The 12,692-nt window shown below is 41.1% G+C and carries 9 protein-coding genes; 6 read left to right on the top strand and 3 right to left on the bottom strand.

The window, feature by feature from the left end:
• Window positions 1-398 precede the first annotated feature (398 nt).
• Window positions 399-806 (bottom strand): hypothetical protein, encoded by a 408-nt coding sequence (locus AACW45_RS04895; protein WP_190631653.1) that lies wholly within the window; start codon window positions 804-806, stop codon window positions 399-401.
• 40 nt (window positions 807-846) lie between these two features.
• On the opposite strand from AACW45_RS04895, the gene AACW45_RS04890 reads away from it, so the two are divergent.
• From AACW45_RS04890 to AACW45_RS04865, 6 genes are all read left to right on the top strand, one after another.
• A complete protein-coding gene (locus AACW45_RS04890; protein WP_277880289.1) occupies window positions 847-972 on the top strand; it encodes a hypothetical protein in 126 nt (41 codons plus the stop codon).
• A 204-nt stretch (window positions 973-1,176) separates the two neighbouring features.
• Window positions 1,177-2,460, top strand: coding sequence for an NAD(P)/FAD-dependent oxidoreductase (locus AACW45_RS04885; RefSeq protein ID WP_190631651.1), 1,284 nt, complete (start codon window positions 1,177-1,179; stop codon window positions 2,458-2,460).
• 133 nt (window positions 2,461-2,593) lie between these two features.
• Window positions 2,594-3,352: a PEP-CTERM sorting domain-containing protein gene (locus tag AACW45_RS04880; RefSeq protein ID WP_190631649.1), complete on the top strand. Its 759-nt coding sequence runs from the start codon at window positions 2,594-2,596 to the stop codon at window positions 3,350-3,352.
• Window positions 3,353-3,805: 453 nt separating this feature from the next.
• Window positions 3,806-4,789 (top strand): PEP-CTERM sorting domain-containing protein, encoded by a 984-nt coding sequence (locus AACW45_RS04875; protein WP_190631647.1) that lies wholly within the window; start codon window positions 3,806-3,808, stop codon window positions 4,787-4,789.
• A gap of 93 nt (window positions 4,790-4,882) precedes the next feature.
• Window positions 4,883-6,415, top strand: coding sequence for an efflux RND transporter periplasmic adaptor subunit (locus tag AACW45_RS04870; protein ID WP_190631646.1), 1,533 nt, complete (start codon window positions 4,883-4,885; stop codon window positions 6,413-6,415).
• A 103-nt stretch (window positions 6,416-6,518) separates the two neighbouring features.
• Window positions 6,519-9,623, top strand: a complete 3,105-nt coding sequence (locus tag AACW45_RS04865; RefSeq protein WP_190631643.1) for an efflux RND transporter permease subunit — start codon at window positions 6,519-6,521, stop codon at window positions 9,621-9,623.
• On the opposite strand, the gene AACW45_RS04860 is transcribed toward AACW45_RS04865, so the two are convergent.
• Complete coding sequence (locus AACW45_RS04860) at window positions 9,613-9,882, bottom strand: hypothetical protein (RefSeq protein WP_190631908.1); 270 nt, start codon at window positions 9,880-9,882, stop codon at window positions 9,613-9,615. The genes AACW45_RS04865 and AACW45_RS04860 overlap by 11 nt on opposite strands.
• 618 nt (window positions 9,883-10,500) lie before the next feature.
• On the bottom strand, window positions 10,501-12,651 hold the full coding sequence (locus AACW45_RS04855; RefSeq protein ID WP_306415015.1) for a CHAT domain-containing protein: 2,151 nt from the start codon (window positions 12,649-12,651) through the stop codon (window positions 10,501-10,503).
• Window positions 12,652-12,692 lie beyond the last annotated feature (41 nt).

Below are 12,692 nucleotides of genomic sequence, written 5' to 3'. Positions count from 1 at the left end.
CCCCGGTTTTTATGCAATCTTATTACGTTACTTAACAATTGATTTTTGCGATTAAGACACCTGGAATAGTAATTATTTGTAGCAAGTAGGATTGACGCATAGATAAAAGCCTCATTCTGTGGGTGATGCTATATCTTCTTTATAGGTGCGAGTTTCACAATTTATGCACTAAAGGGGTAAAAGAGGCAAGAATGAAAGTAAATTAACTAGAGATTTTATACCTGTGCAGCGTTAACACACCACTTTATACTGATGGAGTGTGTAGTGTTTTTTCTTAATCATGAGAAATGAACAGTAAGCCTTTCTTACTCTTTGCCCTTCAAAAAGTATCAGAATGTTTACGTTATTTCTTTACATTTTTTAATAATTAATACTATTTAGTATTAAAAGTAACTTATTTATGCCATCATCGTGTTACTCTTGAATCTCAACCCTCTACTCAAGTTGTTAGCTGCGGTTAAATTTTGAAGCCAGTATCGATGTTCATTTACCCCTGTTATTACAGCAGTATCACCTTCCCCCAAAAGTCGTACCAATGCTAAATCTGCGTTATCCAACGTTCCTTTAACCCTACCTCTGCGATCGCGATCGGTATTTTCGACTAAATAGTCATTCCCCCCTTGACCGCGCAGTTGGTCATTACCTGCATCGGTTTCACTACCATTAGTGCCGAAGTCACCATAAAGATAGTCAATGGCGTTATCATCATTGCTGGCTGCTTGATTGTGACCGTATAGGTAATCGTGATTACCACCACCGAGAAGAACATCGCTACCAGCATCGCCTTCTAAGTTGTCGTCACCCAAACCACCTTCACCCTATTCTCCCGAACTCAACCCGATCTTAATGGCGGCAGATCCTCAAAAACCACTTAAAAATGAACTGTTTTCTTCTTTACAAGCTTTAAGCGATCGCATCCAGGAAATATTCAAAAAGTGCAATTATCTTAACCTGTCACGGATGGGCGCGTAGAGGCTTTGCATAGGGTGGCGACTGGTCTGTAGTTTCTAAACACTAATTTTGCTAAGTACTGATACATAAAAAATCTCCATTTTTGGCAGAAAATAATCCATGGTATGAGGATTAAAAAAAAACTAAACTCAATTTACAAATGATGAATATTTTAGAAAATATACATTCTACGTAAGTACGATACTAAATTGGGTAGCATAATCTATGAAAAAGTTAGCGATTATTGGCTCTGGTATTTCAGGTACTCCTATTGCCTATTATCTTCAAGACCAATACGACATTGAAGTATACGAAAAAAGTAGTCGTGTTGGGGGTCATGCTCATACCTTAGATTTAGATGAAGATGGTCACCGAATTTCTCTTGATACAGCTTTTGTAGTCTGTAACAAGCCTAATTATCCCAACCTCATGAAATTCTTTGCTGATTTAGGGGTAGAAACTCAAAACCATTTAGGAGGGTTTAATTTCTATAATCTAGATAGCGGGATGCAGTTTAATTCCCTAGATTTAGAACTTTCTTTAGAAGAATTTCAACGTCAGCAACCTCCAGAATTAGTTGCTTGTTATCACGAAGCTAAACGTTTCTTTTCTGAGGCTCGCTCTGATTTTTGGGAAGGAAAAACCAGAGTTTCGATGCAAGAATATTTGGATGCCAATAATTACAGTCAAGGTTTCCGAGATAACTTTGTGATGTTGATGGGTTCGGCTGTTTGGTCAATCCCAACTGATTTACTAATGGAATTTCCTGCTTCAACTTTTATCAGCTTTTTTATGACCCACGATCAAGGCGGGTTAGGAGGCAAAACTGTAGAATGGGAAACAGTAAAAGGAGGAAGTAGTCGCTACGTTGAAAAGGTTAAAGATGCCCTGAAAAAGCCAATTAAGACCCAGCAAGAAGTTATTTCCGTCAAAAAACGCTCAGATGGGAAAGTAATCGTCAAAACTAAAAACGATGAAGCAGTTTTTGATAAAGTTGTGATTGCAACTCATGCCGATCAAGCCCTGGAAATTCTTGCAGAACCGACTGAATTAGAGCAAAAAGTACTGGGCTGTTTTAAATATAATGAAACAGCTGTAACGGTTCATACAGATCCAGTTATTATGAACCCAGATCGCAGCAAATGGCAATCTTGGAATTATGGTCAAGTTGTTAAGGAAGGGCAGCTTTATACCTATGTCACTTATTATTCCAACAAGGTACATAGTTTTGAAGCCAAGAAGGATTATTTTGTTTCTTTAGACACTCCTCCTATGGCGATTGATCAAGATAAAATCATCAGGGTTATTAAGTATAGACATCCTGCTTATGATATGAATACTTTAGAAGCTCAAAAACAAATTTATCAGTTAAATGAAACCGGGCCTATTTATTTTTCCGGTACATATTTCCATATTAAAAAGCGAGGTATAGATTCCTATGGCTTTCATGAAAGTGGCATTGGTTGTGCTGTTGAATTAGTTGAGCGTCTAAAAAAAGGTCAGTTTTAATACATAACTATTAAAATCATCTAATGATTGCATCCACATCTCTACAGTCCCAAATTTTGTCATAATTAATACTCTATGATTTTGTCAGTGTTTTCTCACGTATCAAATAGGTCTACTGCATAGGAACTGAGTAATGAACAAAAATTTTTGGACGGCTGTGTTGGGATTAGCTTCTGTAATTGCTCTGAATACAGCTCTTCCTGTTCAAGCTGAACCTGTTACTTATATTGAAACGGGAGGAAAAGAAAGTCTTACCTTTGATCCTGATGGACTAGCGTTCTTAGAAAGGATTGGCTTATCTTTAAGATCCATTAAAAGCACAGATACTCCTGCACCAGGATACGATCATGCTTTTGATATTCTTCCTGGAAGTTCAAACCCTAAAATACGCGGAACTAACTGGGTCTTCAGTTACGATAGTAAAACAGGAAATTACGGAACTATTAGCGGAACCACTGAATTTACAGGGAGTATTTTCTTTAATGTGGATCAAACTAAGCTCAATCTCCCCCCTGTATTGCAGATAGGAAATTTTTCTGCTTCCTCTGAAATTAATACCGATCCGAATATTCCTCAACCGTTCTTTGTTTGGATCACAGATACAGCCAATACAGGTTTAAGAGTTTTCACAACTGTAGAACCTGAATTTCCTAACGTTGATTTAGAAAATCATACTTGGTCACTAGAACCAGTAGGAGTTGTCATCACTAAAGAGTTTAGTAATTTTCTGATAGCAGCAGGGGCGACTCAGTCAGTGGCAGGTGTACAAGTTGCTTTGGCTAGGGCAGATCGTGAATTTGTACCCGTCTCTGTCCCTGAACCTTCTGGTATTTTAGGAATTTTATTTACCGCTGGTTTAGGGTTAATTGTAAAACGCAAATATCAAGCCTAGGTAAAAACAATGATTACTGCTAATCAAAATCGAATTGTTTTTTCTCAGAATTAATCGTTGTTAAAAAATTTCCAGAAAAAAAGAAAAGGCTATAAACATGAGGTGAAAAACCCAGATTTATCATCAAGATTTCCAGGGCTAGCAAAAACACTGATACTACTTAGATTTGAGGTCAAATGCTTTGTTAACATACTGTTATAATTCGTGCAGTGTCTAAAATGCTCTAACTCTAAGCTCAATCAAGGTTTTGGTAATAGCATTCAGCAATTTGAGTATTAATTTTTCATGAAGAAAGTTGTTAAACCGTAATTTTTTCATGTATACGAATCCTACATAATTCTTCCTAGGTATACTGAGAACTAAGACCATTTGTGCGGTAAGCCCTTAACCCTTTTGGTTTTTCAAAAATCAAATACTAGTCCAATATCATTATTTGGAGTCAAATAACTAACCATGCGCACTCAGTATTTTTCTCTGTTACTTGGGATGACTGTCACCGCAACCGCAACCATGATATCCGCAGTACCAGCTCGTGCTGCAAGTCTAATTTGCGAAAGTGGCAATTTATTCAATTACGATTCAATCCAATATATCAAGACTCGACCGATTGAATCCAATAACTGTTTACGATTATTTGGCGAGCGAGTGGGTGCGACAGATCCCGATCCGCAAGGATTTGTGGCATATGGATTTGGTCACATAGAAATGAGTCTTAATTCTCCTAATAATCCTGCTCCCTATTATGCTGCGGGAATTGACTTTAGCCCGGAAAATCTGCCAGGGGCAAGACAAGCAGCTACCTTACTCAATGACATTACAGGATTTACCAAGTTTGCGTCTTTCTTAACTACGAATGACATTACCACTGATCGCATTGGGTTTAGTTTTGGTGCCAAAGATAGGGACTTTACCAAAACCTGGAATTTAGGGGAGGATATCAATGGTCAAAACTATTTTTCTTCTCCTACTTCCACATTAGAAGAACGTATCTATTCGGCTAATCCTGATGAAGTAGAAAGCTTTTTACTGCTAGATGACACCAAATTTATTACCTTTGGCTATAGCGATATTTATTCATTTTTGGAATATGGCGCAACCCGCGATCCTAATGATGATACCGAAGCCATTATTAGTAACCCCTTTAGTGCGTTTAAAGTTGGGGGACTTAGTGGATTAAGTAATGATTTAGCTGATGCGTTTTTAGCAGATGTAGGGCGTAATAAAATCCAACTGGTGAGTGAAGATGCGGGAGTTGTTCCTGATTTCGTCTCTGTCTCCGATCCTTTCGGACGTTTTGATCCCATTGTCTCGATTCGTTTTCCAGCTCAATTGAGAATTGTAGAGGTTCCTGAACCTTCTATGACAGTTGGTTCTTTGGGGCTAGGTTTACTAGTTTTTGCCTCTCGGTTCAAAAATAAAAATCGTCATCGTTGTTAAATTAATTCTGGGGCAATATTTCTTCAGTAATTAATACCTAAGGAATTCATATTAATAGTAACCATCAGATAGTGCTTTAGGAAAATAGTTAATATGCAAGATATTAATCCTGCTTCATGTCCATCACCGGAAGAAACTATAGAGATTTCTGTCTCCCCTGCTGAACAGAATAAAACTCCTAAACGCTGTTTGAGGTTTTCTTGGGGATTATGCCTGAGTAGCTTACTGCTGTTGGGAATTGGTTTTTGGCTGGGTTCAAGTCGTCAAACGGTAGAACCTATTAGTCCCGCAGTGGCAGAAAATAAAAATTTCCTGTCGGTGGAAGTGGATAATTTAGTTGCTGCCAGTTCCTATCAGCAGTCTCGTACTTATACAGGAGAAATTGTTGCCGAAAATAGCAGTAATTTAGGATTTGAACGGGCTGGTAAAGTTGTCCAACTTGCGGTGGAAGCAGGACAATGGGTGAGTGCAGGGACTCCCTTAGCCCGTTTAGATACCAGTCAGTTGACAGCACAAAAGCAAGAATTATTGGCTCAAAAGCAACAGGCACTTTCTCAATTGAGAGAGTTGCAAGCAGGACCTAGGGCAGAAACTATTGATGCAGCACGAGCTAAACTGGCTCAAGAACGGGCGCTACTCAAGGAAATGCAAGCGGGGCCTCGGATACAAACGATCGCAGCAGCGCGGGCTAATGTCAATAATTTACAGGAACAGCTAGAATTAGCACGCTCTAAAAGTCAGCGACGAGAATCCCTCTATAATCAAGGAGCGATCGCGCGCGAACAACTTGACGAAGCGATTACCGATGTTAATAGTCAACAGGCCAAGGTAAAACAAGCCCAAAGCCAACTTGATGAGTTATTAGCCGGGACTCGAAAAGAAGTGATTAGCGCTCAACAGGCCAGAGTAAAACAAGCCCAAAGTCAACTCGATGAATTATTAGCTGGGACTCGACAAGAAGTGATTGAGGCTCAACAAGCCACCCTCAAACAATTAGAAAGCCGTCTAGCGAGTTTAGATATTGATTTAGAAAAAAGTGTTCTTAAAGCTCCTTTTTCGGGTAAGATTTCTCAGCGTTATCTTGATCTAGGCACAGCCGTCTCTAGTGGACAAGCGATTGTCCGTTTGGTTCAAATAGATCAGGTGAAAGCTCATATTGGCATCCCTGCATCCCTCACTTCTCAAATAAAAATCGGGGAAGTTCAATCAATACAGGTGGGTGAAACATCCTATCGCGCAACTGTTGCTTCTTTCTTACCGGAACTGGACAAAGCTACTCGTACCATAACTGTGGTTTTAAAACTGGAGGATGCTGCCAGTAAAACTGTAACAACAGGACAAATCGTCAATTGGCCACTACAACAAAAGATACCAGCTTCCGGGTATTGGCTGCCAACAACAGCATTAGTACGTGGTATACGGGGGTTGTGGTCTGTCTATATTTTAGGTACAGTCCCCGGAGGCTTTGAAGTAGAACGTCGGGATGTGGAAATCCTTTATACTGACGGTGAACGGGTTTTGGTACGGGGAACCCTACAAGGAAATGAACAAATTATTACTAAGGGCACAAATCGCCTAGTTCCTGGACAAAAGGTGCGTCCTTCCTCATCAGCAAGTTCCAAATAATATCAAGTTGCCTCAATACTTACGATAAGAATGACGCGGGGACGCAGGGACGCTGAGACACGGGGACGCGGAAAAATGACCAATGACAAATGACAAATGACAAATGACTAATCTTTTTTATCGCAATGTCAGATTACTGATTTTAACAGTTTTAGCGATCGCTGTTTGGGGTTTATCTTCGTTTTTCAGTTTACCTCGCATCGAAGATCCAGAAATTACTCCCCGATTTGCAGTGATTACCACGAGTTTTCCGGGTGCTGCTCCAGAACGGGTCGAAACCCTGATCGCCGATAAATTAGAAAAATCTCTGTTTGAAATCGAAGAAATTAATAATATCGAATCCACCTCACGCCTGGGATTTTCTAGTATTACAGTTGAATTAGACGAAACGATTAAGGATGTCGATCCTGTGTGGTCACGGGTGCGGGCTAAAATCAATGATGCGATTCCCCAATTGCCCTCATCGGCTGCAACTCCTAAATTTGAACAGTCTCAACCTAAAGCTAATGCTTTAATTGCCGCTTTAACTTGGGACTTGGAATCAGCTCCCAACTATGCGATTTTAAGCCGTTGGGCGCAAGAATTAGACGAGCAATTACGTTTGATTGGGGGCACAGAAAAAGTAGAGCAGTTTGGCACTCCCCAAGAAGAAGTTACCATTGAGGTTAACCCAAAACAACTGACCAATTTAGGGTTAACCATACAATCCCTATCTCAACAAATTTTACAAAGTGATGCGAAAGTTGCCGCCGGGCAACTACGGAGCAGCCAAAGTAATTTATTATTAGAAATTAATGGAGAACTCGATTCACTGGATCGTCTTAATCGTTTAGCGATTCAATCGGGTAACTCTAGCAATGTAGTCCGACTAGGGGATATTGCTCAGATTAAGAAGGGAATTTTAGATCCCCCTAGAGAATTGGCTTTAGTAAATGGTCGTCGGGCGATCGCCATCTCTGCGTTTGTAGAATCACAACAGCGCCTTGATTCTTGGGCCGCGATCGCCAAGACAACCTTAAAGAAATTCCAGCAACAGCTGCCAAACGGGGTTGGTCTGCAAATACTGTTTGACCAAAGTCATTACGTAGAACAGCGGCTCAACGAGGTGTTAATAAATTTAATCACTGGGGCTGTTTTGGTAGTTGGCATTACCCTAGTCATGATGGGCTGGAAGTCTTCTTTAATTGTCGGTTCCGCTTTACCCCTATCTGTTTTCATGGTCTTTGGAAGCATGAAACTGTTAGGGGTGCCCTTACATCAAATTTCCGTAACAGGTCTGATCATCGCCTTGGGACTGTTAATTGATAATGCCATTATCGTCGTAGATGAAGTTCAAATTTATCTACGAGAAGGATTAACACCTAAAAAAGCAGTTGCTCATACTGTCCGGGAAATTTTTTCTCCCTTATTCGCATCGACATTTACCAGTGTTCTAGCTTTTGTGCCGATCGCCACTGCACCTGGGGGAACCGGAGAATTTACCGGCACCATTGGCGTAACAGTGATTTTAGCCCTAATTAGTTCTTTATTCCTAGCTCTAACGGTAATTCCCGCTTTAGCAGGACGGTTGCATTATTGGAAACCCACACCAGCATCAGGAAGTTGGTGGCAAGTGGGTTTTTCCCATGAGCACTTAGGACAATTTTACAGTTGGAGTCTAGATCGCACCTTCAGCAAGCCTTTATTAAGTATGGCTTTAATCTTGATTCTGCCGTTGTGGGGCTTTATGTCCGCAGCTAATCTAGAGCAGCAATTTTTCCCACCGACAGATCGGGGTCAATTTTATTTGAATTTTGAATTACCTATTCAAGCATCTTTGCCACAAACACAATTCCAAGTGGCCCAGGTGCGAGAATTGATGTTACGCCATCCCGAAATTGCCGATGTCCAGTGGTTTATCGGCAAAAGTGCGCCACCATTTTATTACAATGTGATTCAAAATCGGGAAAACTCTCCTAATTATGCTCAAGGTCTTGTGCAACTCAAAAAAAATGTCAAGTCTGGCCCTTTAATCCGCACCTTGCAACAAGAACTGGATCAAGCCTTTCCCGAAGCCCAGATTATTGTCCGACAATTAGAACAAGGGCCACCCTTTGAGGCACCGATTGAACTGCGAGTTTATGGATCTGATTTAGATCGACTGCGGGAGTTAGGAGATCAACTGCGAGCTGAATTAGCCAAAACACCCAATGTCATTCATACCCGCGCTAATTTAACGGAAACCTTACCAAAACTGGCATTAAATTTGGATGAAGAACAACTGCGTTTAGCCGGATTAGATAAAACTGCCGTTGCTAGACAATTAGACACCAACTTAGAGGGAATAGTCGGAGGTTCGATTTTAGAGGGGACGGAAGAATTACCAGTACGAGTGCGCACCTCAGAATCACAACGGGGAAATTTAGGAGATATTGCTTCATCAACCCTTTTATCTCCAGGAAACTCAAATCAGTCTGGTAATGGAGTTGTTCCCTTATCTGCTGTCGGTAATGTGGAAATTGTTCCAGATGTGGTGACGATTTCTCGCCGCAATGGCAAAAGAGTTAATACTGTACAGGGCTTTATTCCCGCAGGAATGCTAGCAGCTAAGGTACAGGCTGATTTTCAAGAGCGTTTAACAGCAACTAACTTTAGCCTACCCTCTGGTTATGCTTGGGATTTTGGGGGAGAACAAGGGGAACGGGGTGATGCTTTAAGTAACCTGATCTCTACTGTTGGCGTGTTAATGATTATGATGATCGCCAGTTTAGTGCTGACTTTTAGTTCTTTTCGCTTGGCAAGCATTATCCTAGTGGTTGCTATTTTAGCGATGGGTTTAGGACTGGGATCGTTAGCTGTGTTTAATTATCCTTTTGGATTTACGGCAATTTTAGGCATGATTGGTTTGATTGGCGTTGCAGTCAATGATTCAATTGTTGTTCTTAGTTCCCTTAATCATGACCCGAAAGCCCGTCAAGGCGATCGCCATGCAGCCAGAAAAGTGGTCATCCGTGCCACCCGTCATGTCATTGCTACTACTTTAACTACTATTATTGGATTTACACCTTTATTATTAGATACCAGTGGTTTTTGGCCACCGCTGGCTATTACCATTGTCGGCGGTTTAGGTGGAGCTACTTTAATTGCTTTATATTTTGTGCCTTCTGTATATTTGTTGCTGCAACGTTCATTAGCTAAGAGGGTGTTTGAAAAGTCGGTCAGGTTGTAAAAAAGCTCTCTCGGTAGAATGGCACTAAGGGACTTCCAAGAAATAAATTATTCAATCTTGTGGGGTGGGCATCTTGCCATTGGTGTCCAGTTAAGGCAGAAGTCCAAATGTCAACAGACCTGGCGGCGTTGCGTCGGTGTCGTTGGCGAACGGCTTTCACAAGACCCATAGAACGCTGATGCTCAACTAGCCAAGGAATCAGTTGTAGTTGTGAGTTGTGCGATCGCGCCCTTTGACTATGGGCGGGCGAGACGCCCACCCCACAATAAATAGTTGTATATTTTTTTATTTGGAAGTCCCTAACGAGAAGGTAAAATGGCTTTTTGCTTACTTAAAACAGAAAAACGAGTACTTGATTTCGATAAACGAGAAGGAAATTGCTATTTCTCTTTACTAAAAATTTAAAAATCAGTCCTCAATATGTGTAAATGATAAAGCTGGCGCATTTTCAGCAAAAAAAACAGATTGTAGGGGCACTGGCACTGCCATGCCCTCTAGAATATATTGTCAAGACACTTAAGCTAAAAGCTATATACTGCGCGTGTTGTACAAAAACCCTCACCCTCATCCCCTTACCCCTTCTCCCCCAGGAGAAGGGGAATTTACTCCCCTCTCCCCAGGGGAGAGGGGCTGGGGGTGAGGGCAGAACGTTGTCGCCAAGTGGGTTTCGCCTTAAGTTGACACCAATGAGCAAAACCCCGTCTCCTCACAAAAAATCTATCGATCAGCTATTCTGCTTTTAAGTTGCACAATCTATCGTGAGTTCTGTTGAATGTTGACCGTTGACTGTTGACTGTCAACAGTTAATAGCCCTGATTGGTAGTTATGCAATCTAGACGCGCATTAGCTTATTAGAGATTTCCTAAATAATTACGAATTATCTTTCCCCAATTAATGTAAACGCCGCCCAATTCACAGGGTTTGGAAACTTCTCCTTAGTCTTCAACATCGCCTGACGCAACGCCAACGCCTTATCAGGCTGAGTTTGCAAACTTTTATAAAACTCCACCATTAAATATTGTGTCGGTTCATCCGGTACTTGCCACAACGACACCAACACGCTAGGAACCCCCGCAGAAATTAACGAACGCGACAACCCAATCACCCCATCACCGGAAAGTTGTCCTTTCCCCGTTTCACAAGCACTTAAAACCACTAATTGCGCTTTTAATTTTAAATCTAAAATTTCCTCAGCCTTGAGTAAACCATCATCCTTACCCGATGGTGCAAAAGCAATCCAGCTACCCAAACCCCGGTTATCATCAGCCCAACCGTGAGTAGCAAGATGAATTACATCAACTGAAGATAAGCGTTGCAATATATTGGCTTTCGTCGCATCTTTACCCAGAATCGCCTGAGTTTTTAGCATCTTAGCAATAGTCTTTGCTTCCAGTTCCGCACCTGGTAGTGAACTTAACTGTGTTGCAGGTTTACCCGGTTCTGTAGACACTACAGGCATAGTAGGATTACCGACAATCAAGGCGTTATTATAATTAGTTTGTTTCCCTGCGCCTAATTGATGAGTAAAATCTAACACTTGAATTGCTGGGGCGGTGAGGATGGTATGTTTTTCAATTAAATACTTACCTTGTTCATCACGCAAAGCTGGGAAGGGTGCAAGAAATAAAGAACTTTGGGGAATGAAAATAACTCTATCGTTAGGATTTTTTGGTAACAGATCGGCGATATCTTTAATTAAAATATCATGCAGTTTTTGTAATGGCTTTTTAACGTTTGCAGCATCAGGATTTACTTGGGAGATAATACCACCAGCACGCCCACCTCTAACTACACCAATACCTAGACGGCTTTGATTCACTAATTTATCTAAAGTTGTATTATCTTTTTGCCACAGGGTTTTAAGGTCAACTTTGCGGAATGTGACTTCACCTGTAGGTTTGACAACCCAAATATACAGGTCTGATTCTTTAACTTGTTGTTTAGCAGCAACTTTGAATTCATCAATAATAATAGAATATTGAACGAGAGTTGCATTTTGCTGTTTAGCAATTTGTTTAATCTCAGCAATTGTCGGTGCTTGCGGTGATTTATCCGCCTGTTTATTATTAGTAGATAAACGAGATGCTAACAACTCAACAAACGCCCTAGCGCGACCACGTTCGGCAATTTCTAAAGCAGCATCAGTTTTATTTTGGGCAATGAGGACTTGTTGTAAAGTTCTGTAGGTGTTGCTTTGGATGTCAAAAAGAGAGACTTTATTAGTATCAGCTAATTTCTTATCTCGCAGAGATTCATAAACCTTAATTCCCTCATACAAAGTTTTCTCTGCTGCGGCGAGATTACCTTGTTTGTAGAAAATATATCCTAGATTGTTTAAAGACTGTCCCTCGCCTAATCTATCTTGAATTTCTTTGGCGATCGCTAAGTGCTGCTGGTGGTACTCTATCGCTTTTGGGTAGTCTCCCAAAGAATAGTAAGCACTACCGAAATTACCCAGCGCCTTTCCCTCCCCTAGTCTATCTTTAATTTCTTTGGCGATCGCTAATGTCTGTTGGTAGTACTCAATGGCTTTTGGGTAGTCTCCCAATGCATGGTAAGCAAGACCGAGACTACCCAGGGACTGCCCCTCGCCTAATCTATCTTTAATTTCAATAGCGATCGCTAAACTTTCTGAGTGGTACTCAATCGCTTTTGGGTAGTCTCTCAATGAAAAGTAAGCATTACCGAGATTACCCAGCGCCTGACTCTCTCCTAATCTATCTTTAATTTCAATAGCGATCGCTAAGTGCTGCTGTTGGTACTCAATGGCTTTTGGGTAGTCTCCCAATGCATGGTAAGCAATACCGAGATTACCTAGCGCGTTTCCCTCCCCTAATCTGTCTTTAATTTCACGGGCGATCGCTAATCTCTGCTGAATGTACTCAATGGCTTTTGGGTAGTCTCCCAATGCATGGTAAGCAACACCGAGATTACCCAGGGACTGTCCCTCGCCTAATCTATCTTTAATTTCACGGGCGATCGCTAATCTCTGCTGAAGGTACTCAATGGCTTTTGGGTAGTCTCCCAAAGAAAAGTAAGCAGTACCGAGATTACCCAGGGACTGTCCCT

This window comes from Calothrix sp. FACHB-168 (assembly GCF_963889195.1).
GTDB lineage: Bacteria > Cyanobacteriota > Cyanobacteriia > Cyanobacteriales > Nostocaceae > Aulosira > Aulosira anomala_A.
Note: the sequence above shows the minus strand (reverse complement) of the source record. Positions and strands in the feature narration are given on the sequence as shown.